The 22,941-nt window shown below is 47.0% G+C and carries 27 protein-coding genes; 24 read left to right on the forward strand and 3 right to left on the reverse strand.

Going from position 1 to position 22,941, the window contains the following annotated elements:
• The first annotated feature begins 129 nt into the window (after positions 1 to 129).
• A complete protein-coding gene (locus tag F608_RS0122105) occupies positions 130 to 489 on the forward strand; it encodes a hypothetical protein (RefSeq protein ID WP_022667885.1) in 360 nt (119 codons plus the stop codon).
• Between the two features lie 2 nt (positions 490 to 491).
• On the opposite strand, the gene F608_RS35245 is transcribed toward F608_RS0122105, so the two are convergent.
• From F608_RS35245 to F608_RS0122115, 3 genes are all read right to left on the reverse strand, one after another.
• The gene (locus tag F608_RS35245) at positions 492 to 1,427 is read right to left on the reverse strand and encodes a hypothetical protein (RefSeq protein ID WP_022667886.1); all 936 of its coding nucleotides are present in this window, start codon (positions 1,425 to 1,427) and stop codon (positions 492 to 494) included.
• 225 nt (positions 1,428 to 1,652) lie between these two features.
• Positions 1,653 to 2,195 carry a hypothetical protein gene (locus F608_RS35900; RefSeq protein WP_084681226.1) on the reverse strand — a complete coding sequence of 181 codons (543 nt, stop codon included), beginning with the start codon at positions 2,193 to 2,195 and terminating at the stop codon, positions 1,653 to 1,655.
• Between the two features lie 2 nt (positions 2,196 to 2,197).
• Positions 2,198 to 2,593, reverse strand: coding sequence for a hypothetical protein (locus F608_RS0122115; protein WP_153307561.1), 396 nt, complete (start codon positions 2,591 to 2,593; stop codon positions 2,198 to 2,200).
• A 108-nt stretch (positions 2,594 to 2,701) separates the two neighbouring features.
• On the opposite strand from F608_RS0122115, the gene F608_RS0122120 reads away from it, so the two are divergent.
• The 23 genes from F608_RS0122120 (at position 2,702) to F608_RS0122245 (ending at position 22,931) form a co-directional block, all read left to right on the forward strand.
• Positions 2,702 to 2,983, forward strand: coding sequence for a helix-turn-helix domain-containing protein (locus tag F608_RS0122120; protein ID WP_022667888.1), 282 nt, complete (start codon positions 2,702 to 2,704; stop codon positions 2,981 to 2,983).
• Between the two features lie 48 nt (positions 2,984 to 3,031).
• Positions 3,032 to 3,223 (forward strand): hypothetical protein, encoded by a 192-nt coding sequence (locus tag F608_RS0122125; protein WP_153307562.1) that lies wholly within the window; start codon positions 3,032 to 3,034, stop codon positions 3,221 to 3,223.
• Positions 3,224 to 4,008: 785 nt separating this feature from the next.
• Positions 4,009 to 5,028 (forward strand): hypothetical protein, encoded by a 1,020-nt coding sequence (locus tag F608_RS0122140; RefSeq protein WP_022667893.1) that lies wholly within the window; start codon positions 4,009 to 4,011, stop codon positions 5,026 to 5,028.
• Complete coding sequence (locus F608_RS0122145; protein ID WP_022667894.1) at positions 5,025 to 6,287, forward strand: metallophosphoesterase family protein; 1,263 nt, start codon at positions 5,025 to 5,027, stop codon at positions 6,285 to 6,287. The genes F608_RS0122140 and F608_RS0122145 overlap by 4 nt, the downstream gene beginning before the upstream one ends.
• The gene (locus F608_RS0122150; RefSeq protein WP_022667895.1) at positions 6,287 to 8,824 is read left to right on the forward strand and encodes an AAA family ATPase; all 2,538 of its coding nucleotides are present in this window, start codon (positions 6,287 to 6,289) and stop codon (positions 8,822 to 8,824) included. The genes F608_RS0122145 and F608_RS0122150 overlap by 1 nt, the downstream gene beginning before the upstream one ends.
• Before the next feature lie 13 nt (positions 8,825 to 8,837).
• On the forward strand, positions 8,838 to 9,077 hold the full coding sequence (locus tag F608_RS0122155; RefSeq protein ID WP_022667896.1) for a hypothetical protein: 240 nt from the start codon (positions 8,838 to 8,840) through the stop codon (positions 9,075 to 9,077).
• Positions 9,074 to 10,828 (forward strand): DEAD/DEAH box helicase, encoded by a 1,755-nt coding sequence (locus F608_RS0122160; protein ID WP_022667897.1) that lies wholly within the window; start codon positions 9,074 to 9,076, stop codon positions 10,826 to 10,828. The genes F608_RS0122155 and F608_RS0122160 overlap by 4 nt, the downstream gene beginning before the upstream one ends.
• Positions 10,821 to 11,042 (forward strand): hypothetical protein, encoded by a 222-nt coding sequence (locus F608_RS0122165; protein ID WP_022667898.1) that lies wholly within the window; start codon positions 10,821 to 10,823, stop codon positions 11,040 to 11,042. The genes F608_RS0122160 and F608_RS0122165 overlap by 8 nt, the downstream gene beginning before the upstream one ends.
• A gap of 43 nt (positions 11,043 to 11,085) precedes the next feature.
• Positions 11,086 to 11,616: an NUDIX domain-containing protein gene (locus F608_RS0122170; RefSeq protein ID WP_027363021.1), complete on the forward strand. Its 531-nt coding sequence runs from the start codon at positions 11,086 to 11,088 to the stop codon at positions 11,614 to 11,616.
• 22 nt (positions 11,617 to 11,638) lie between these two features.
• Entirely contained in the window at positions 11,639 to 12,589 is a 951-nt protein-coding gene (locus F608_RS0122175) for a hypothetical protein (RefSeq protein ID WP_022667900.1), read from the forward strand.
• Positions 12,586 to 13,509: a hypothetical protein gene (locus tag F608_RS0122180; protein ID WP_022667901.1), complete on the forward strand. Its 924-nt coding sequence runs from the start codon at positions 12,586 to 12,588 to the stop codon at positions 13,507 to 13,509. Before F608_RS0122175 ends, F608_RS0122180 begins: the two co-directional genes overlap by 4 nt.
• A complete protein-coding gene (locus F608_RS0122185; protein WP_022667902.1) occupies positions 13,506 to 14,114 on the forward strand; it encodes a hypothetical protein in 609 nt (202 codons plus the stop codon). Before F608_RS0122180 ends, F608_RS0122185 begins: the two co-directional genes overlap by 4 nt.
• Positions 14,115 to 14,122: 8 nt before the next feature.
• The gene (locus F608_RS0122190) at positions 14,123 to 14,602 is read left to right on the forward strand and encodes a RuvC family protein (protein WP_022667903.1); all 480 of its coding nucleotides are present in this window, start codon (positions 14,123 to 14,125) and stop codon (positions 14,600 to 14,602) included.
• 91 nt (positions 14,603 to 14,693) lie between these two features.
• Positions 14,694 to 15,092: a hypothetical protein gene (locus F608_RS0122195; RefSeq protein ID WP_022667904.1), complete on the forward strand. Its 399-nt coding sequence runs from the start codon at positions 14,694 to 14,696 to the stop codon at positions 15,090 to 15,092.
• Complete coding sequence (locus F608_RS0122200; RefSeq protein ID WP_022667905.1) at positions 15,077 to 15,655, forward strand: hypothetical protein; 579 nt, start codon at positions 15,077 to 15,079, stop codon at positions 15,653 to 15,655. The genes F608_RS0122195 and F608_RS0122200 overlap by 16 nt, the downstream gene beginning before the upstream one ends.
• The gene (locus tag F608_RS0122205; protein ID WP_022667906.1) at positions 15,652 to 17,103 is read left to right on the forward strand and encodes a hypothetical protein; all 1,452 of its coding nucleotides are present in this window, start codon (positions 15,652 to 15,654) and stop codon (positions 17,101 to 17,103) included. Before F608_RS0122200 ends, F608_RS0122205 begins: the two co-directional genes overlap by 4 nt.
• Positions 17,100 to 19,193: a portal protein gene (locus F608_RS0122210; protein WP_022667907.1), complete on the forward strand. Its 2,094-nt coding sequence runs from the start codon at positions 17,100 to 17,102 to the stop codon at positions 19,191 to 19,193. Before F608_RS0122205 ends, F608_RS0122210 begins: the two co-directional genes overlap by 4 nt.
• Entirely contained in the window at positions 19,183 to 19,428 is a 246-nt protein-coding gene (locus F608_RS0122215; protein ID WP_022667908.1) for a hypothetical protein, read from the forward strand. Before F608_RS0122210 ends, F608_RS0122215 begins: the two co-directional genes overlap by 11 nt.
• Before the next feature lie 241 nt (positions 19,429 to 19,669).
• Positions 19,670 to 20,053 carry a hypothetical protein gene (locus tag F608_RS0122225; protein WP_022667910.1) on the forward strand — a complete coding sequence of 128 codons (384 nt, stop codon included), beginning with the start codon at positions 19,670 to 19,672 and terminating at the stop codon, positions 20,051 to 20,053.
• Positions 20,050 to 20,208 carry a hypothetical protein gene (locus F608_RS36320; protein WP_022667911.1) on the forward strand — a complete coding sequence of 53 codons (159 nt, stop codon included), beginning with the start codon at positions 20,050 to 20,052 and terminating at the stop codon, positions 20,206 to 20,208. Before F608_RS0122225 ends, F608_RS36320 begins: the two co-directional genes overlap by 4 nt.
• A 234-nt stretch (positions 20,209 to 20,442) precedes the next feature.
• Positions 20,443 to 21,564, forward strand: coding sequence for a hypothetical protein (locus tag F608_RS0122235; RefSeq protein WP_022667912.1), 1,122 nt, complete (start codon positions 20,443 to 20,445; stop codon positions 21,562 to 21,564).
• 12 nt (positions 21,565 to 21,576) lie between these two features.
• On the forward strand, positions 21,577 to 22,665 hold the full coding sequence (locus tag F608_RS0122240; RefSeq protein ID WP_022667913.1) for a N4-gp56 family major capsid protein: 1,089 nt from the start codon (positions 21,577 to 21,579) through the stop codon (positions 22,663 to 22,665).
• 71 nt (positions 22,666 to 22,736) lie between these two features.
• Positions 22,737 to 22,931, forward strand: coding sequence for a hypothetical protein (locus F608_RS0122245; RefSeq protein ID WP_022667914.1), 195 nt, complete (start codon positions 22,737 to 22,739; stop codon positions 22,929 to 22,931).
• Positions 22,932 to 22,941: the final 10 nt, after the last annotated feature.

The raw sequence follows: 22,941 nt of genomic DNA on the forward strand, positions 1-22,941 counted from the left end.
TTCGTGGTACAGAAGTTTGCATCTCAAGCCCTCCCGATTGGGATGGGCTTTATTGAGATATTTGGCTGTTTTTATTCTCTCAAGAAAGAAATGAGATTGTCAACGGTTTTTTTGTGATATGATTTTGATATGAGAAAAATACTTGTGATATTTCTATTGTTTCCGGCTTTGGTCCATGCAGGACACCTGCATCCGGAAAGATGGTATCAGGATAAATGGTGTTTTGAGCATGGAGGCCAGGCGGAATATCGGTTGCCGGATATGACACGGTGCGATTGCCTGACATCAACCCATAGTGTGGAATTCGATTTCGCGGTGAAGTGGTACGAGGCCGTGGGGCAGGCCCTTTATTATTCCCTACAGACCGGGAAGAGGGCTGGGATTGTTCTGATTATTGAATCCGAGAAAGATCTTAAATACTGGATCAGGCTGAATTCAACGATTGAGCATTTTGGGTTGCCTATTGATGTATGGAAGGTTGGGCCGTGATCCTAAAATTGTTCAAGGATCTCAATAATATCTCCGTCCAATCCAACCTTTGCCTTTACAGAATTTTTAACTACACCACCAAATGCATTCTTCCCCCTGAAAGTTGTGAGCACTACTAAGTGGTCCTTTAAATCCCAATACACAGTTTTTACATGATCATAACTGTCAGGATCGTTCATGCTTTCTTTAATAAATCTTTCAAGGTTTCGATGAGCACCATCCCATGGGCTGAACTGATGTTCTATCCTCTTTTTTCGCTCTTCTTTTGCGATGAGCTCTTGCTGTTGTTCTTTTATTTTTTGAGTATAAAATTCTACTTTATTCGAGAATCTTTCATCTCCAGGGTTTAGCTTCAGGAGCTCTTTATATCTTTTCAGGTTCATATTATATTGAGCCTGAGGGATATCTTTTAGTTCTGCGAGTAATTCGTCAGTTCTTTTTTTTCGATTTAAATCTTTTAATGCAGACTTGGCTGAAGACCTCATTTTTTTTATTTCATCATCGTTTATGAAAGAATACTTTTCTGATTCTGACAGAACATCTTGATAATTTCCGGTTGAGAACAAATTATTCAAAGACGCAATAATTTTATCTCTATTGGAAGCAAAATCATCCATAGCCTTTTGTCTTTGTTTCTGTTCCTCCAGTTTTCGCGCGGTTATTTTTTTTTGTTCTATTTTTTTTCGCTCTGAGGTGGCGTGGTAACTGGTGAATGTTATAAATAAAACAGTGATAGCGATTATCGCTACAGACCTTTTCCCAACAGACAACGATAGGCCTGTTTTTTGGTGGATAATCTTTCTAACTGGAGGTAGAAGAGTGCAACCAATGGTAATTAAGCAAAGCCCGGAAAGGGGGTCATTGAAGAAGAGTAAGCAGCCAGAGAAGAAAGATAAAGATCCGAATAGCCAATTGAGTGACAGGAATACATATTTCACCTAACCCCTCCTTTTTTATCTTATTAAACACTCAATATCATAACATTTTACACGTTCCGCAGAAAAGCTTTGATTCATCAATCCAACCCATCATAATTGGCATTAGAGCATTCTTCTTGACCATTTTTTAAAGGATTTCTTTTGTTTGTAAATCCGTCTCTTACAAATTTGCCTTCAAAAACAGATACGTCTGAAGATGACGGAGCAAATCCGTTATTCATTTTTTCATGTAGGTACCTTTTTTATTAACCTTACCGAAACAAGTCGTCTGTTATCCGGCGGCATCGGAAGGCCTCCATCCCGTTCTTTATTCAACCAATCCTGCCAATGATCGCTGACTGTTTTATTTACTGCATAAACGGATAGGGTAAATGGCTCTTCCGGGCCGCCCTCATATATTTCGGTGCTAAAGCCTGTATTTGACGGCAAGCGTGGGGCTTTCGGCCAGCATAATCCTAGACGTGGTTTATCAACGGCCAGCCAGATATATTGACCAGATTCTATGTTTCTGGTTTCTCCGATTACTTTGACGTGTTCTCCTGTGATGGATCCGGGGGAGGGGGTTGTGATTTTGGCATATGGGACCGTTGGGATCGATGAGGTAAAAAGGCTTGAGGTGGAATAAAGAAAAAGAACGATGCAAAAAGCCGTTAAAGAAGATAAGGATATGGTTTTGTACAAAAATGAATTGTTGGACTTTAAACAATTGGAAGATGGATCTGCATTTTCACGGATAGCTTTAACAATCTCTGATTTAAAGTCCGACATTATTAGAAAGCCTTTAAAATATCTTTAACCTCTTCTTTTATGCTGTTCTGATGCTTTCGGATTATCTGTACTACAGCTTCTCTTTGTTTTTGGTTTAGATCTCTTTCAGCTTCCATTAAGCATTCATTGAGAAGTTGAACAGATGGATCTATGGGAAATATATTGTCAGAATTCCCTTCTTCCAAAAATAAGTCTTTTCCGTATTGCAGAAAAGAAAGGAAGTCAGTACCCATAAAGTCAAATAATTTGTCTCGAGTTCGCTCTGATCCAAAAGAACCATTGCATAAATTATTAACTGTCTGTTGGGTAACTTTTGCCTTTTTTGCAAGCCAATTACGGCTTTTATTTTTTTCTTTTAGATACCCCTTAAAGGCAGCTTTAAAATATTCGGTTTCCAAGCCCATAGTTCCTTTTCACAAATTAAATTTGTAAAAGCAAAAGTTTTTCTAAAAATCATACAAAGATTTCTTGTAAAAAAAACATTGATTTTAACAAGAAACCTTTGTATGATTTTATCTATGAATACAAAGGTGAATATAACTCAAGCTCAAATGGCTGATTTTTTAGGCGTTTCCCAGCAGTATATTAGTTTGTTGATAAACGACAAGATCATTCCGAGAATCAAAAAAATTAAAAGATTTTCTAAAATAACGAATACAGAACTTTCTTTTTGGGTTGATTCAACAGGTGATGAAAAAGAAGCAGTCATCAAGCTATCGATGAAAAAGTCCAAAAATAAATCAGCTCTTCAGCAACCGAACCCAACAAAAGAGAAGGAAACGGCTTAAATATGGCACAAGAAGGATCAATTAATGTTCGTGAATGAGGAATCGTTAATGGACCTGGAAATCGATAAATTGACCGAACAATACACTCTGAAAATCCCTGAGATTTTAAAAGTTGCGATATCGTCTCTAACTCCGGAACAGAAAAAGAAACTAAATCTACAGATTATGTTCGGTATGGCTAAGGCAATTCACGATAGCAGATTTGATCCTGAAGCATATTTAACAGCGAGAGAGGGTTAATTCAATGGAAACAAAGGAAACTTCGTTTGAGAAAGGTGGAAATGTAGGCGGTATTACCAAAATATTACCCAAATATCATCGACCCTTAAACAAAACATAGGAATACTTAAAAACACCAAGGCTTAGCCGCACCGGGTAGACCGGCCTCCGACAAAACGCCGGGCAGGAGCCGGAAACAAAGGACGGACAGGCTGGATAGGATAAGGGCAGAGTTTTAATCAACAACCACAACAAAAGGAGGTCAAATTCTAACATGCACCGAATTGTTCCGAATCCTGGGTTTCCACCGCTTTAACACCCAAAGCCTCGTTACCACACTCCGGGAATCGGAACACCGGCCGCCGGCCATCATCGCGGCCACAAGGTATAAGCCCATCGGCAAGCGCCCAGAAAAGGCCTGGGTCTGCTTTCGATGACTGAATTGACGTCCAGGAGATGGCCCTGGGCGAGATAGAACAAGGCATTACACGCCCCTGGGACCGTCCCGGGGGCGAACCAAAAACAGGGAAGGGCTTTATTGAGATATTTGGCAATTTTTCAAAAGTTATTCCCCCAACCCCGGGCGGCCCGGAGAAATCTGGTGCCGCCCGGAAAGGAGAACATAGTGTTTAAGGCAAAGGCGGCCCAATCCATTCTCGGTATTTTATGGGTCCTGGGATTGATATTGGCCGGAGCACCAACGATGCCGGGATCCCCGGAGTGGTTACAACTCCTTGTTTGTATCTCGGGGGTTGTCATTTTCGCCGGGAGCAGCTTCGGCTTAAATTTTATAGATGGAGGTAAACATGGGCGAAGCAGCAATAAATATTGAGGCCTACCTTGAGGAGGAACGGCAGAAGGGAGCGATTGTTTTTCTCCCATCGGCCATTATTCCGGACAGCTTTTACCGGCCAGTGGTTGAGACTGTTTGGTTGACAGATGACGATATTTACAAATCTCAAGGAAAGTTTCGAATCAAGTACGAGGGCCTGTGCAAACTTTCGGGTAAGGCCGGAATAGAATGGAGCCCAATGGATTCAGGGCGAACAGATGACGGAAGGGATAAACTTTACATTTCATTTCGAGCCGTAGGTTTGATCCGGAAAGCGGACGGAAAACTTTACCCCACGGCGTGCAATTATGAACTGGATCTGGAGCTTGAGAAAGAGGATCTGGAGGAACAGTATCGGAAAAAGGCCGAAGAAAAGAGCTGGAAAGACGATCGGGCTAAAATTATCTGGATCAACGACAAAGTTAAAAGGGATTGGTTCCACAAAAGAAGACACAAGCACTCTCTATCTGAGTCCGGCGCCCGTGCCAGGGTAATCCGTTCAATTCTTGGACTGCCTTCACAGTACCAGAAAAAAAACGAAATTTTGGACAGGCCATTCGTCATTGTCCGGTTTGTCCTGGACCACCAAAACCCGGACATCAAACAGGCGTTGCTCACGGCGGCCCGGGAAAATATGTCGGCAGTTTTCGGCCACGGGTCAATCCCAGCTCTGCCAAAATTTGTGTCAGCTGCCAGCGGAGATGATAATGTCATTGATCTTCCTCATCAGCCGGCTTCCCCTGAACCCCCTGCTGAGGAACAAGGAAATCCATACGGGGATCCGCCTGGCCAGGAACCTGACAGCAGACTTATTGATTTTGAAAACAGTGATCCTGAATCCCAGGTCCAGACCCTTACCTACCTTTTTAAGGCCAGGAGCCAAAACCTCGGCGACTATCTGAACAGAGCCAAAATCAAAAGCCTGGATCAACTTCCGGCCAAAACGAGGATTGAGCTTTTTATTTACCTCAATAATCAAGGAGAAAAAAGATGAGTCTCCAGATTTTTCATACCGCAGACTTGCATTATAACGACAGGGACCACGACGAGATTGAAGAATGCGTGGATTTTATGATCGGAAAGGCCACACTGGATCGCCCCGGCCTATTCGTGGTTTCCGGAGACATAACAGATTCCCAGAACCTGAAGCTTGATTCCCGGTCTGCCAGGACCATTGCCCGGCAGTTCAGTGAAATGGCGGATATCGCGCCGGTGGTGAACATCATCGGCACACCAAGCCATGACGGTCGGTCGGCTGAAATCCTTCGGTATGTCAGGGGAAAGCATCAGATCCATGTAAGCGAAAAGCCCGAACAATTGTTGCTTATAGCTGGCCAGCTGCGCACAATAAATTCGGGCATTCCGGATGATGCCGAGGTACAGGCAGTCATTACCCAGATACCTACACCAACCAAGCAGTTTTTTCAAGCCGAATCTGCCATCGAAGATGGGGATAAGGCAATTTCCAATGCCATGACGGCCATCCTCGGCGCTTTTGGTGCCGTGGCTGAACAGTTCCGGTGTCCCCACATCTTTAACGGTCATTTTCAGGTAGGCGGTGCCTTTATCAGCGACACCCAGCAGCTGGTCGGTCGTGATATTGAAATCAGCACGGACCAACTGGCCATGGCCAATGCCCATGTGACCTGCCTTGGCCACATCCATAAAGCTCAGGAAATGCGGGGCAATGTCTTTTATTCTGGATCTATTTTCCGGAAAAATTTCGGCGAAACCGAGCCCAAGGGATTTTATGTCCATATCTTGGAATCAGAACCTAAGGTCGATCCCCCGTTCACAGACACCCTGAATATTAAATGGGCGCTCACAGAGTCCAGGTTCATCGAAACTCCGACCCGTCAGAAACTCACTATCCGGGAAGATGCCACAAAGACAGATATTTGTGGAGCGTTAGCGTGTTCGCACATGGCGTATAGCCCCGAAGACCTGAAAGACGCATTTTTAAAAGTGGAGTTCAAGGTCTGGCAGGACGAAGCCGGGAAGATCAACCAGGCTGAATTGGAGCGGTCTTTCTTGGAAGCGGGAGCGGCCCGGGCCGATGTCTCCTTGATCCGGATCCCGAGGGAGACGGTCAGAGCGGCCCGGGTGCTGCAGCTGACTTCCTTGAGGGACAAGGTCGAAGAAATGGCGGCCCTGAGGCTTGAGGAGATCAGTGAGGGGATCCTGAACAAGGCGGACCTCTTGGAATCAATGACACCGGAAGAACTGGTGCAGGTTGTGGGGAGGGTGAATTGATGAAAATACATTCTTTGAAAGTGCGCGGAGCCATTGGGATTAAAAAGGGCCTGGGACTGGATGAAATTGAGGTAGATTTTACCGGATTATCCGGACTGATTGCCCTGGCCGGACCGAACGGTCACGGGAAAACCACATTATTGGAGTTGCTTTCCCCGTACCGGATGTTTGCATCCAGAGACGGGGCGATGCGGCACCATTTCTTTCTGAGGGACTCGTTCCGGGACCTGACCTTTGACTTCGGCGGAGACATTTACCGGGCCCTGGTTAAGATCGACAGTAATTCAGATCGGTCTGAGGGCCAGATCTGGAAGAACGGAGAGCCCCAGATAAAAGACAGCAAGGTCACGTACTACGACCGGTACATCTCTAAACTCCTGGGATCCTCCAACCTTTTTTACAACTCTGTTTTCTGTGCCCAGAACTCGGATAAAATCTCGGACCTGACCACGGGCCAGCTGAAAAAGCTGTTTGTTGAGTTTCTGCGCTTGGATAGGCTGTCAGGGTATGAAGCGGCTGCCAAGCAATGCGTGACGGTCTTGAACGGAACCTCCCAGCAGCTTCAGCGAAATATAGACGGCCTTCAGGAGCGTTTGGACTCCTTCTCCGGTTTCGATGAGATGCTCAGGCAAACGGTGGTGACTAAGGATGCCATGATCGACAACATGGCCTTTGCTTTTGAGCAGATTAAAAAGCAGAAAGAGGAAATCGAGCGTTTAATCAATGTCCAGGCCAGAAACTCCGTGAATATCGAACGCCGGGATGAGCTTGAAAAAGATATTCAGAAGTTCAGAGATGAAATGGACGCCCGGTACAAGAGTGACCTCAAGGAGGCGAAACAAGTTAAAAAGTCTCTCTCCGAAAAACAGCTTGAGCTCCATACTCTCCAGGCCTCCATTTCGACCAAAAATCAGGTGATCCAAGCCGCGGATGAGGTCGTTACTCTGGAGGAGGAAATTGCCGGCGCCAGGAAAGTAGATGATGATCTCGGCAGGGATCTGGATTCAAAGTATCAGGAGATGGAGTCCATTGAAAAAGAGATTACCCCTATCCGAGAGGCCATCAAAACGCTCGAAAATGAATGGTTTGTTTCCCATGAAGCTCTTGAGGAAAAAGTCCCGGCCATTGAGGATAAATCAAGACGTGCAGTAGAGGCAATCGGTAAGCTGACCCAGGAAAGGGAAAATGTTCAGCAACCCACGAAACTGGCAAGGCTTGAGTCCGATGTTGAATCCTGTAAGAAGTCCATTGAACTCCTGGAGACTCGTGGGGACTGCCCCGTGGAAAGTCCGAAATGTCGCTTTGTCGTTTCTGCTATATCTGCCCGGGATAATTTGCCTGGTCTGGAAAAAGAACTGACAGACCTCCGTTCTCTTATCAAGGAAAATACGGAATCTATTGATTTTGATATCAATACACAGAAACAAATATGCGCGGAGGGAACTGCCGAACTTGAAAAAATAAGGACGGAACAAAAGGCCCTGAAATCTGAAGCAGATCAAAAGGCCGCTAATTTCCAGATTGAAATTTCCGAGTTGGAAGAAAAAATCGGCACCATCCGGGAGTCAATTCTTGCCGTTCAGCGAATCCGCGGGGAGAAAAGAAAGGTCTTGGAAGATCTGGTTGGTAGGCTTGAAGACAAGCGTGTACTTGCGTCTAAACTCCCGGAGATCCAAAGGGCTGAAGATCAGATCGAGCGGCTGGCAGAAGGAATCGAGGCCCTGGAAACAACCATCCAGGAAAAGAGGGACCAGTACTCCCGGGATGAACTCCAGTCCAAAGAAAAAATTCGGGACCTCGAAAAGCGCCTTGCCGAAGTCCGGTCGAAAATCGATGAGAAAGTTGCCCAGAAGATTCTCGACGCCCGGGCCATTCTTGAATCCAGGGACCTGGAAAAGGACAACCTTGCCCGGAAGATCAAAGCAGAGGATGAAAATATAGCGGTTCTCAAACAACGCCTTGAAGAGAAAGCCGGCATTGAAAAAGAACTGGCCCGGGCCCAGGATGAACTGGGCCGGGTAACGGTGGAATCCTCCCAATGGTTGTATCTGCAAAATGCTTGTGGCAAGAGCGGTCTCCAGGCCCTGGAGATCGACGGGGTTGCGCCTCTTATCACCGGTTATGCCAACGACTTACTGACATCCTCATTCGGCCCGAATTTCAGTGTACGGCTTATTACCCAGGATCCGGAAACAGGTAAGGAAGTTCTGGACATCGTCGTTATCAGAGGTGACGGATCCGAAACCTCACTCGAAAACCTGTCTGGTGGAGAAAAGGTATGGATTCTTAAGTCCCAGCGCCTGGCCATGACCCTTGTGTCCAAAGAGAAGTCCGGCCTCAATTTCCAGACAATCCTGTGTGATGAAGAGGATGGGCCCCTGGATTCCGAAAAAGCCATGTCATTTGTCGGTTTGTATAAGGCGATCCTGGAAGTCGGGGGATTTAATGACTGCTTTTTTATCAGTCATAACCCTGACGTCGTGGCCATGGCAGACCATTGGATCAATTTCTCAGAAAACGGGATCCTGATAAATTAAAAAGGAGGATGACATGATAACCATACATTTCGCAGTCGGGCATGAAAACCAAGTGTCTATCATCACGTCCTCAGACAGAACCCCGGAAAACGGTAAAGACATTGATGCCCTGTACAAGGAGATCGAGGCCGGGTGTCCTACCATCAGAAACTATCGGTTTGTAGAGGGCTTGTTTAAGGCCAGTTATTCCGCGGGATCCGATAAGCTCCACGCCATTTCCCGTTATACCTATGGTATGAGGAATGTCGCATGATGCTCATGCTCAGGAAACATCAGACCCAGTTTTCTGAGGTTATTGACGGCATAATTAACGGATCCGGGGTCCGGGATATTCTGCTGGCCGTAACCCCCGGGGGAGGCAAGAGTTCTATCCCTATCATAGCCGGCAGGCTCAAAGAGGCGGATCTGATCGACGGCCTTGCCTGGGTGGTCCCCAGGCAGGCCCTTCAGGACCAGGGAGAACGGGGTTTCCTGGATCCGTTCTTCCGGCGCATGTTTAACCACGGGTTAACGATCCGGTCGGCCACAAACGACAAGAACCCCTGCCGGGGGACAGACGGTTTTGTCACGACTTATCAGGCTCTTGGGATGGATGAGGGCGGAACCGTGCTCAATGAATTCAGGTGCCGCCGGTACGCCCTGATCCTCGATGAATTCCATCATGTTGAAGAGGGTGGTATCTGGCACCAGGCCCTGGACCCAATTTACCGTAATGCCGAATTTGTCGTGAAAATGACCGGTACTCTGGAGCGGGGGGATGGAAAACCCATTGCCTTTATCCGGTACCGGGGTGGTCATCCGGTTCTCGAAAATGATGACCATACGGCAGTAATCACATACAACCGGCGGGATGCCCTGGCAGAAAAGGCGATCCTGCCGATTTCTTTTTATCTCAATGACGGGCAGTCCAGCTGGGTGAATCAAAACGGGGAAAGCAGGAAAATAGATAGTTTCAGTCAAGCCAAGAAGACCGAAAGGGCAGCTGCCCTTTACACGGCCCTGAAAACTGATTTTGCCTCGGAATTATTGCGTGAGTGTGTGCTGCACTGGAGGGCCTTGATACGGGAAAATCCTAGGGCAAAAATGCTGGTGGTTACGGCTGAATTCGATCAGGCCAAAGATGTGACTTATATGCTGAAGAGGTCAATCGGGCTTAATGCTGAAATCGCCACCAGTCACAACTCCAAAGATGCTGCCCGGGCCATAAAGCATTTTAAAGCCGGAAAGGTTGATGTCCTGGTTACCATTGCCATGGCCTACGAGGGACTTGACGTGCCGCCTGTAACCCATATTTGCTGTCTCACTCATATTCGATCCACACCATGGATTGAGCAGATGGTGGCCAGGGGAGTAAGGATAGACAAAGGCGCGGGTCCCTATGAGTTTCAAAGGTGCCATGTCTTTGCTCCAAAAGATGACCTGTTTGTGGAGATCATGGATCGGATCCGGAAGGAGCAGACTCCGAGACTGAAAAAAGGATCTAAACCAGAAGAATCAGAATTTGAAAAAGCCCAGATCCCGGGAGATGGGTCCGGAACTATCGGACCGGATATAACCCCATTGGGTTCCTCATTAACTGACCGGAGTGAGCATTTTATCGGGCTTGATGGCGTGATTATTCAGGAACAGGCGGAACTGCCTTTAATGGATACCGTATCTGAACGGGAGACTAAGCTCCGTCAGAAGATCGCAAAGCACATTAACTCTTATTCCTACATCCACCGGTACAAGCCGCAGCGCATCAACGCAGAAATAAAACGGCATTTCGGAAAAGCCAGGGATGACATGGGTTTAGAAGATCTGGAGCTTTTGCTGCAACATATAGAAAAATATTACCCATGCGAGATCGTGGACACTTTGACGGAACCTCCTCCAGGCATGGAGGAATACTTAAGGCCCCGGGCCCGAAGGAAGAGGGTATCAAGTAAACCCCAGCACTGGACCCCCAGGTCGGAGATTATGAAGTTCGGATGTTATGACGGGATCAGGGGGAGATATGTCTGATACCTGGATCCTCATAAAACAGGCCCAGGCCACAGGCCTATGTGATTTGTGCGGCTGGAAGGGCCAGGCAAAACACGACAATCCATGTAACTACTGGCATGGGGAGTCTTTGAATTATCGGAAAGTCCAATCCGGCCGGCATTGTGCTTTGCGCCGGGATGAGCGGGATAGGAAAATTGAGGAGACCCGGCCGTATAAGCGGCTGGGTGGTTAGTAATATATAAAATTGCCCGGAATGTACCGGAATTGGAGGAAATATGAAGTGTGTCGTATGTGGAAAAGAGACCCCTGGTATGGGGTATTATTGCTGTTCAACCAGGTGTGAGAATGTTGAACGGGATCATGCTTTAAAGGATCGCTTTGTAGTTGGATTTGCTTTCACCAGAAACAACGAACAAGGAACTTATTCAGTTCTTCTTGTTAAGAAAAAGCGGCCAGAGTGGCAGAGTGGATGCCTTAATGGAATAGGTGGCAAAATTGAACTTGGAGAACTACCTAAACATGCCATGTCCAGGGAATGTTTTGAGGAAACTGGTCTTTCTCTTGACTGGATTCACAGGGGCGTCATGGAGGGAACCAACAACGACGGGGCTCCGTTTGAATGCCACATCTTCTACGCTTACGACAACAGCGTTGTTGACTTCAAACAAATCGAAGATGAACCTCTTGGACTGTATAGCCCTGGTGTGGTCAGAAATCCAAACTTTCGGATAATTTCCAACCTGAATTTTTTGATCCCTTTCGGTTTATCAGACGATCAAAAGCCATTCATGAGGCTGAAATACTAAGGGCGGATAATAGAATATTAACATGAAGCAAAACCTTTCCTTCTACCAACATTTTGTCGAGGCTGATCAGCATCCCAAATTTAAGATGCTGAGGGTTCAGTATGGCTGGGCCGGAGAGGGAAAGTTCTGGGCTCTAAATAACCGCATTGCCATGGCTGAAATGGGCTGGCTTGATATTTCGAAAAAATATAATAAGGCCACTTTTGCTGCCGACCTTGAATTCAATTTTGAAGAATTCGACGAATTCATAAGGTACCTTCATGAGGAGTGTGAATTATTAATTTTTGACGATGAAAAACAGTTTATTTCTACGGAGACAGTCCAGGAAAATCTCGAAAACGTGATGAAAGAACGAGAGGCCTCCAGGAACAGAAAAAACAGGAAAAAAAGTCAAAAAAAGACCGGTTCACCCAAACCTCAAAAAAGTTCGCCCGAACCCAACAATAATTCCCCCGACCAAAACAACAAAGGAAAGGAAAGTAAAGTAAAGGAAAATAAAAGAATACCCCTGCCACAGGTTGAACGGGATCCGGAAAATCAGGGTCCCCCTCTACCCCCGGATCCAGATCCACCATCTCCCCCTTCGGGGTTTTCTTCAAAAAAGAAAAATTCATATCCGGTTTTTGACAAGGGCGGGAACGGGGATTACGAGCAATATTTCCAGGCCATCAACTCAGCTTGTGAACAGATCGGCAGGCTCCCACCTAAACGGAAAAAGTTCAGCCCGGAGAAATGGGCACAATCCAGTATCAACGCCAGGGCACACCCCGGGGCTGTTGCAGAGACCATAGCTGGGTTGCCATTGTACTGGGAAACAACAGGAGATCCTTGGGGATGGTGTGAAGATATTTTGTCAAAGAAAAACGGCAATTGGAACGAGCAGGATGCCATTGCCATTCACGAGAAACTTAAAGCCATGAAGCCAGATAAATTATCGGGTTTTACACATGGTTTGTTTCAGGAGATGCCATGATTGAGTGTAAACGTCACAATGCAAGCTTTTATAAGCCTGACACCTGCATTGAACGGCAGAGAGCTATCGCAAAGGGTGAGGCCATTGAAAACGATCCAGGTAAAAAGATCACCGGCCACCTGGCTGGTGTTTACCACAAATACCAAGCCCTTTGTGGTGGATGTGAGGTCGGGCTAAAATTTTATCAAGACTCTTTGGAAGGAAAAATCATGGAAACAAAGACAGAGACACCGGAAAAAAAGTGTGCCAGCTGCGGAGAAAAGAAACCTGCTACCAGGGAGTATTTTGATTTTGCGCCCAGGGGGAAATTTAAACTCACAAAAGATTGCCTGGTGTGCCTCGGGAGAAAATCTGGTGAGCCTGGCGTCATCTCCAAGAGTACGGATGGGCCCCGGGAAAACTGCCATGGATCCATCACCGGCAAAGATACCGATACAGCCTGCAGTATCCCCAGGAATAGCGATAAGGATCCCATCGTCAAAAACGTGATGGGGTCCCGGGCAACTCTTCCGGGATCCACTCTCCCCGGGAATAGCGATGCGGTACCGGAGGCATCCACCACAGCGGAAACAAAACCCTGCGCCTGGGAAAAATGCGGGAAAATCATCAATAGGAGACCGGAAGACACTGACACAGGCTGGAATAACCGGAAATACTGCCATGATTCAGACTGTGCCCGGAAAGCCGAAAATGCCAAGGATGTTAAGCGCAGGAAAAAATTCCGGGATGCAGCTAAGAAAAAAATAGAGTTTGACCGGGAAAAGGCAACTAAAATTGCAGAGGAAGCCTCCGGGTACATCGTGGACCTGATGACAGCGCTCATTGATATCGATGGCACTGAACTCGACAGGATCAGAAAAGCATCGATCCAGACCGGCATCAAATCCCAGGAACTGGCCATCGAGAGGATGGGGTCATGATCAAAAAAATATTTTTCCTCCTACTTTCAAAAATCCTTCATGCCGCCAACTCGGATGTCACGCGGCCCTTCTGGTTTTATGGGATCAAAGACAGAATATTAAAGAGATTCGGCCGGCGCATAGCATGGGATCAGCAGCACATCGTCAAAAAATGCTGGTCCTGCGTGAACGGCAAATTCAGTGGATTTGATAACGGTTATGACTGGGTGCCTATGCCAGAGCAACCATGCTACCGGTGTTGCGGTACCGGAATTTATGATGAGTTCTGGGTTCTCCTGGAGGTATGGCACTTAGGTGCCCATGAGTTCCACCGGCCAGTCCAACGGATCCGGAAAGGGGAATACTTCACAGCCCCGAATGGTTGGACCTCCATCTGGTGTGATTTTAGAAAAAAGATAGAGGGAAAAATTACACATATCCATCACCCACGGGCCCGGGCCGCATTTTGGACATTGGCCACGGTTTTTACTCCCGGCCAGGTTCTTGTGTGGGTTTGGAAATGGCGGATTTACTATGGGATTCATCGCCGGACAATTAACGGTATTAACAGACTTCGGCACAGATTCAAAATCTGGATACACAGAGATGAAGAGATCCCGTTTTAAGGAGGCCCGTGGAAGAAGAAAACATTGATCAAGGATTCTATCTCGGCATCGATCCTGGGAAGACTGGAGCCGTGGCCAGGGTCCGGTACCCGGACATCGAAATTTTTGACTGGGATGGAGTCCTGAATACGGCGACCAGGATCCGGGAATGGAACTCCAGGTATGAGATTGTCGGGGCATTCATTGAAGCTGTCCACTCTTTCCCGGATGACGGCCAGGCTTCTGCATTTCGATTCGGCAAGAATGCAGGGGCCTGGGAAGGCATGTTGTGTGCCCTAAAAATCCAAATAAAAACCATTTCCCAAGGGCAATGGCGCAAGGGGCTCTATAAGCCCGGGGACCGAAGACCGGTGAAGAAAAGATCCTTGGACAAGGCCAGGGCCCTTTTCCCCGATGTGGCGGAGAAATACTTTTCCCGGGCCATGGATCATGACCGGGCAGAGGCGGCTTTGATTGCCTATCAGGCCGAGCGATTTTTTGAGAATTAAAAGGACCGTCCTGATTTATACATCAAAAGAAACCGTCATTGAAAACTATTCCGGCCACAGTTAGCCTATAACGGCTTGAGGAGATTTTTACATGATCCGTATAAAAAACCCGGACTTCAAGGCTTTGGATTCAAAAATTGCCTACAACTATCGGGATGATCTGTTTTTGGCAGTAGAGGATCATGGTTTCAAGTATCTCTCTGAATTGGTTTTTTATAAGTATTATGAGGAGAATGAATCCGTATCAAAGATTGCAGGGGCCCTGCCCATCACGAGAAGCCAGGTCTGTTTTTGGATGGATAAATGGGGCTTTGAAAGGCGGGAACGTGGCGGAAATACTCGGAACAGTCTTTTGGACATTCCGGAAATCAAGAAGATAATCAAACGCTTTAAGGGTGAGATGGCTTCCACCCGGGTTGCTGAAATTTTTGGTTGTTCGTATTCGACTGTTTTGAATATTTGGGGGGAAGATCAATGCCGAGGAAACTGATTGACTGGGATTCAATTAAGCCCCTTTACCGCCTTGGGACATTATCCAATTATCAAATTTGTGAGCAGTACGAGCAAGATCACAAGAATTCCCAAACCTGGAAAAAGACTGTCACCGAGGCCGCGATCCGGAAGCATGCCAAGATAAAAAAATGGAAAAAGAACCTTGCCGGAAAAGTAAAAAAAGAGATCCAAGAGAAGTTGGTACGCACGGAAGTTCGCACTGCGAACCAGGATAATCTCAGCGATGATGAGATTATCGAAAATGCGGCCGAAGCCGGATCCCAAGTCATATTTAGACACAGGAAAGAAATCCGGTGTCTGATTGAACTGGAGAACAAGTTTCTGCTTGAACTCGGAACCGATCCCACCAAACTTCACTTCGCAACATACCAAGGTGATATATTCTCAGAGGAATGTGACCTCACAGTATCAGAAAAAGCCGCGACATTGAAAAATTTGACAGAGGTCCGGGCTAAACGAATTGCACTTGAACGCCAGGCATATAACCTGGATGAGGAAGGGGCAGAGATTGATTCCGTTAATGTGGAGATGAACTTTTGACGGTCCTGGATATCAAATACAATGCTGAACCAACCTTAAAGCTTTTTCACAGGTCAAATGCTTTTGTCCGGGGGATCAGGGGACCGGTCGGATCCGGGAAGTCTACTGGTTGTTGTGCTGAAATTTTCAGACGATCCAGAGAGCAGGCCCCTTTAAAAGACAAAAAGCGAAGGACCAGATTCGCGATTGTCCGGAACACATATAGGGAGTTGGAAGACACCACTCTTAAAACCTGGACGGACTGGTGGCCAGAGTCTGTTTTCGGGAAAATTAATTACAACTCCATGACCCATTTCCTGAAGTATCAGGACATTGAATGTGAAGTTATGTTCAGGGCCCTGGACAAACCAAAAGACGTGAAAAAAGTTCTTTCCCTGGAACTTACCGGCGCCTGGATAAACGAGGCCAGAGAGGTCCCGTTTGGTATCATTGAGGCCCTGATTGACAGAGTAGGGCGTTATCCGGCCATGAAAGATGGTGGTCCAACGTGGAAAGGTGTCCTGATGGATACCAACAGTCCGGATGATGATCATTGGTGGTATGGCCTGTCAGAAAAAGATAAGAACGTGTGTGAAGTACTCGGAATTGATCTGGATGATTTGAAAGGCTGGGAGTTCTTTACCCAGCCAGGCGGATTAATAGAAACAAGCGATGGCCGATTTGTTCCAAATCCAGAGGCTGAAAATACTTCGAACCTTGTTGATGGCCCCGATTATTATACCATTCGTGCTGCTGGTAAATCAAAGGCCCATAAACGCATTTATTATTGCAATAAATACGGGTTTATTTCAGAGGGAAAACCCGTCATTCCTGAATACAATGATCCCATCCATTTTGATCCCAGCATAACCGGCCCGGTCCCTGGCCTCAAAATCGCATTAGGTCTTGATTTTGGTTTAACACCAGCTGCGGTTTTCGGCCAGGAATTATCCTTTGGAAAATACATTTGGTTTGATGAGTTGGTAACTGAAAGGATGGGGGCCGTCAATTTTTCGAATGAATTGAGAACCAAAATAAATAGAGACTATCCGGATTTCGAGATCGAAGAGATTTGGGGAGATCCTGCCGGGAACCATGAGGTGGAAACAGATGAGAAAACAGTTTTCAGCGTTTTGAATACCCATGGGATACCGGCTATTCCTGCGCCTACGAACGAGTTTACGCCAAGAAGAGAGGCAATAGCGGTTCCATTGACAACTTTGATTGATGGGGTCCCGGCCTTGCGGATTGGTCCGAAGTGCAAGGTGGTCCGAAAGGGATTGGCCGGAGGGTTTTGTTTTAAGAGGATTCAAGTTGCAGGAGAGGCCAGGTACCGAAATGAACCGGTTAAAAACAAATATTCCCATCCCGTTGAGGCCGGTGGGTATTTAATGTGCGGTTTCGGGGTAGGGGACAGAATAGTAAACGGGCAACCAAGTGATAACATAGGATACAGGCCAAAACGATGAACACAATGAATGCACCGAAAAGACTGCGCCAATGGGCCGGTTATGTGGAAGAGGCTCACCTTGCCGGAAGAGTGTGGAGAGCCCAAAGCTGGCGGGATGAAGAAATGTATGATGGAGACCAGGCATCCCCTGAAGATATCGCAAAATTCAAGGAGATTGGTGTAGAGCTCCTGACCATCAACAGGACGTTTCCCGCGGTTAATTTGATCCTTGGATCTCAGGCGATCAATAAAACCCAGATCACGGCAAAAGCCAGGACCGGGAAAGACTCTGAGATTTCCCAGACCATGAGCGAGGCGATACAGTATGTCATTGATTGCAATAATGGAGACCTCAATATTTCCCTGGCCTTTAAAAACCAGGTAGTCCCTGGCATTGGGAATTTGTTTGTCGGCAGGAACCGGGATCCAAGGTATGAAACGGTGAAAGTTGCATATCGGGACTGGAAGGAATGTCATTCGGATCCCTTTGTATCCCCATGGGCAGACGCCGGTCAATGCCGGTACAAGTTCTGGGAGAAATGGGTTGATCTGGATGCCCTGCAGGCCGCATATACGAAGAAGAAAAGCGAATTGGAGGATTTATATCTCACCCTCACAGAAATGGTCCGGGACGGCAACGCCTACACAACGGATGAAGCTGAACTTGTTGAGGAAATGAAGCAAATTGCAGTCGGTGTCCCCTGGGTGGATATCGGACGCAGAAGGGTCCGGCCGGTTGAGATCTGGTACACAAAGCCAAAAGATTGCTTGTTTGTAATGATGCAGGATGGGTGCTGGTATGAACTGGAAGATGACATGGACCCCAGGCAGCAACATGAATTGCTTGTCAACTGCATCCAGTTCACCAGGGTAACCGTGCCGAAAATGTATAATGCCGTTTTTTGTTCATCCGTCATCCTCAAGGATGAATCCCCATCTGACCTCGGGCATGACCTGTATCCGAATGTTCCGTTCGTTGGGTACGTGGATCGATGGGGATTCCCGTATGGAGTTCCAAGGCAGATCCGGGGCCAGGATGAGGAGGTTAACAAGCGGCGGTCCATGGCCTTGGCTTTAATGCGGTCAAGACGAACCATTGCAGAAGATGATATTGCCAAGGACAAAAAGGGTTTTGATAACCTTCACAAGGAGCTGAATGCGATTGACGGCATGGCCATCGTGAAAAAGGGTTCTATATCATCAGGGAAAATCCAGGTCAAAGAGAATACTGAGCTATCCAATGCCCAGTTCGCTATCATGGCACAGTCAGAAAGGGAAATTCAGGAGATTTCCGGCGCCAACGGCGAGGCCATGGGATATCAAACAAATGTCACTGCAAAGGTTGGCTTGGAAAATAAGCAGCAAAGATCCGGGATCATGACGGCCACGCTTTTGAATAACTATCGATTTGCTCTCAAGGCACTTGGGTTAAGGATTAGCGCCGGAATTCAGAAGACATGGACCGGCCCCAAAATATTGAGGGTAACAGACCGGTTGACCAGCCGTGACAAATTCATTGAAATCAACAAGGTTGTTGACGGGGTTGTTCAGAATCATATCAGTAAGGGGCAGTTCGACATGATCGTCACAGATGTTCCGAAGTCCGATACGATCCGGGAAAAGAACCTGAACCTGATCATTGAATGGGTCAAAAAATCACCGCCAGAATTCATTCCTCACTTGATGAACATGGCCTTTGAAATGACGGATTTGCCCAACAAAGACCAGTTCCTTGAAAAGATCAAGCCGTTAATGGGGTATGACCCCATGGAAGAAGACATGACCGCAGACGAACGGAAACAGAAGATCATTGAACAACTGGAGGCTGAAAAACAAATTCAGGCGAAAAAAGCCCAATTGGAAGATGAAAACATCCAGTTGGAGATCAATAAGAAGAGGCTTGAAAACGCTAAAATTGAGGCAGAAATAAATAAGATCCTGGCCGATACCAATAAAATAAATATCGACACTCAGGATAAGGCCAGTGAGTCCGGAAGAAAGGCCGAAAAGCACGAAATGGATAGGGCAAATTTTGTTTTGGATACCACGGCAAAGGGCCTGGATGTTGGCGAAAAAATAGTTGGGAGGGAATCTGAAAATGGAGAATGATTTATTCATAAAAAAAATGACAGAGGAAAAAACTGATTGCCTTGACGCATATATATACACATTTGAGGGAACTTTTCGCGGCCGGCATTTTTATGAAGAAATAAAGATTCCAAGTTTTAAAAATAATTTTGTCAGTATGGAAAACCTGCAAAAGAGATTGAAAAAAAAGCTTTCGGACTCATGGGATGAAGAAAGGCGAGGGAAATATCCTGTTGAAGATTTGAAAATGTTTTAATCAGGGAGAAATAAATGCCATCAGAAAAAATCAAATACGGAATGACCGCAACGGAAGAAAAGGTCTTTGACAGAAAATCGGAACGGCATTTCAAGGGCCAAAGGGAAATTCCGAATGGCCGAGACTTCAGGTGGAATACCTATCGGTTTTCCCAATATGATATGGGCGCTGGGAAGACAGCTGATAAGAACTTCAGGGATAATTTTGACAGGATTTTCCCGAAGGCCCCGGGGGTTGGGATATGAGACAATCTATCTTTGGAGAAACGACTTATCTGCCTCCAGGCCCAGAGAGAGAAGAACCCCTTCTCGATGATGAGGTCAAAGGTCTTGCTGGTGTGTATGATCACGTTAAAGCGGCCAGAATAGCTGAAATACGGGCAATGAGAGAGCAAACCCGTTTTGTCTCTCGAAATAGGGGCCAGGTTTCTTTAATTTGGCATGCCTTCAAAGAGAGAAAACCTCCAAAGCGAGGGCATTACTTGGTCGCTTATAATTCGGACTCAGTCTTTTATTTGGAGTGGTCTGGGGATTCTTTCATAAATCCGGTACAAAAATTTGATGGAGATAGTAGCTATTTCCCAATGGCTGATCCTCTTTTGTGGATGGAGGTAAAGCTTAAATGAAAGACCCTAAAATGACAAAAAATCGGGCGATCAAGACAGCTGAAGAGATCAAAGATTTTTGTAAAAAGAACGGGCTTTGGTGTGAGATCCATCGCGAGTACAAACCGTCATTGAAAAACATAACCATTACAGTTAGCCTGAAGGTGCTTGAATGAAGTAGCGGAAAAGTCCGCATAAGGTAAATAACCAACCAGGATCACCAGAGAAGGGCCGGTTGGGAGCATTAAATATGCTCTCTTCCGGCCCTTCTTTTTTTTAAACCCGCTTCCGGCAGCGTTACCGCCGAGTAAACCAACCTTTCGGGGGCTGACCCGTTAATTTCAGCAAGGAGAAGAGAAATGTCAGGAGAAGCAACACCAGCAGAACTTAACTCAGCACAGGGTATCACGATGGAAGACAGCGGAGACACTGTTACCGGAGAGATCGATTCCCGGGAAAGCCTTTTTGGAGAGACCATCCCTGAACTCAACGAATCAGGTGAAGTAATTACGGCTTCTTCACAGTCGTCAGATTCAAAAGAGGGGGAAGAGGGATCCGCGAAGGAAAAAGAAGGTGAATCCGGGGATGAAGGCCAGGGCCAGGGTCAGGAGGGTGAGGGCCAAGAGAAGAAAAGCCCGGAGGATTCTGAGAAAGCCGGAGAGGAACGGGGATCTGAAGAAGAGAAGGGCAAGGAATCTGAAAAAGACTCTGAATCCGGGAAGGAAAAAGAGGCGCCGGCCGAAGTGGCCCAGCTTACATCTGACCTTGAAAAAATGACCGAGCATAAAACCAACCTGGAAAAAGCCCTTTCTTCGGAACGGGCCAAGGTCCGGTCCCTCCAGTTCGCCCTTGACCAGAAGCCTGTTCAGACCAAGAAAAAGCCGGAGTCTAAAATTGATCCGGAGTTCAAGGTCCTGAGTGATGAAGAGTTTGATGAACTCTGGGAGGAAAATCCCAAAGAGGCTGCAATTTATCAGAGAAAACTCTTTGACCACAAGCAGGCCGTTTCCGAGCAAAAGGCCGAACAAAAACGGATCGATGACGAGGAGAGAGCCGAGCGAGATTTTCATCAGAACATTATCCGGACCAGCCTGGAAGAAGTCAGCCAGGCCGTTCCTGGAATATATGACGATGAATCAATCGGGAAGGCCTTGACCGAGTATGCCGTTGAACAAGGGTTTCAACCGGATGAGCTTGTTGTCCTTTCCAACCCGGCCACCATGGTCATCCCCCAGGGATCGGACAAGCCCCTTCCCCTGGGAAAGGCTGCCGTCTCTTTTGTTAAGTTCTGCAGTGATGCCATGAAATCAAAAGAAGTCGATATTTCTCAAATCCGAGAGGAAATTCGGAAAGAGGAAGCCGACAAGCTTCTGAAAAAATTCAAAGACAACCCGAAAGAAGCCGCACCCGGCCTGGACGAAGTTCAAACCGTAAAGGTTGAGATTCCCGGAGCCTGGAAGCCAAAGACCGAGGAGGAACTTGCGGTCATGACTGAACCGGAGCGGGAAGCGTATTATTCGGGTCTTCAATAGGAGACTTAAAAAATGGGATTCACTGATTTTCCACTTAACAGTGACCTTGCAAGACAGGTATGGGAACCTGGTTTGGCTATTGAGGCCGAGGACCAGCAGTATTTTAAAAAATTCATGGGCAAGGGCAAAAACGCCATCATCAAAGTTGCCACTGACCTGAAAAAATCCAGTGCCGGAGAAAGCATTACAGTCGGCCTGCAGATGAAACTTTCCGGAGACGGTATCGAAGGTGACAACGATATCGAAGGGACCGATGCCGAGGAAGGCCTGTCCCACTATGCGGACAAGGTCTATATCGATCAGAGAAGAAAAGGGACCAAATCCAAGGGCAAGATGTCCGAGCAGAGGGTGCCTTACAATCTCCGGAAAATGGGGCGCGACGCCCTGGCAATCTGGTATGGAGAGGACTATGACCAGCAGTATTTTATGTACCTGGCCGGTGCCAGGGGGGTCAACCCCAACTTCCATTTTGCCACTGACTGGACCGGACGGGCCAACAACGGCATGATTGCCCCCTCATATCAGGTTTATGGCGATGCCTCGGGTGTCCCGGCCTCTTCCAAAGCCGATCTTGATGCGGCTGACTTGATGACCCTGAATACCATCGAGAGATGCCTGGCCATGGCCGAAACAACGTCCCCCCTCATCCGCCCGATCTCCAAAGGGGATTCCGGCAAGTATGTCCTTGTCATGCATACCTTCCAGGCATTTGCCCTGAGGGCCTCCATGTCAACCAATGACTGGCTGGATATCCATAAACACACCGACGGCCCCAAATCCATGATCTACAAGGACTGCCTGGGTGAATGGAATGGAATCATTCTGCACAAGCATCGGAATGTGATCCGGTTTGACGATTATGGAGCCGGTGCAGATGTTGACGCTGCCAGGGCCCTGTTCCTGGGCGCCCATGCCGGACTGGCCGCATGGGGAAAGAACGGAGAATACGGCCGGTATTCCTGGAACGAGGAAACCGATGACCGCGGGAACCGTCTGGTTATTACTGCCGGCTCCATTTACGGCATTAAGAAAGGGACGTTCAACGCCAAGGATGTGGGCGTGATCGGGGTTGATACGGCCTGCATCGATCCCAATGCCTGATCCGTGAACAGAATAATTTAACCAACGGGGGCCTTTGGGCCCCCATCAAACATCAAAGAAAGGGATGAATCATGTTTTTGAAATACAAGGGCAGGAAAGAACAGCTAAAACTGACCCGGCCAGAACTTGAAAAGAAGTACACCTTCAAAGGCGACAAGCCGGTGGATGTCTCGGATAAGGACGGAGAGCTTTTGCTTGAAACTTATCCCAGATCTTTTGAGCTGGTTGAAGAAGAAAAAGACAAGGACAAAGGAAAGGGCAAATAATTCGCCCTTA

The organism is Desulfospira joergensenii DSM 10085 (assembly GCF_000420085.1).
GTDB classification, from domain to species: domain Bacteria; phylum Desulfobacterota; class Desulfobacteria; order Desulfobacterales; family Desulfobacteraceae; genus Desulfospira; species Desulfospira joergensenii.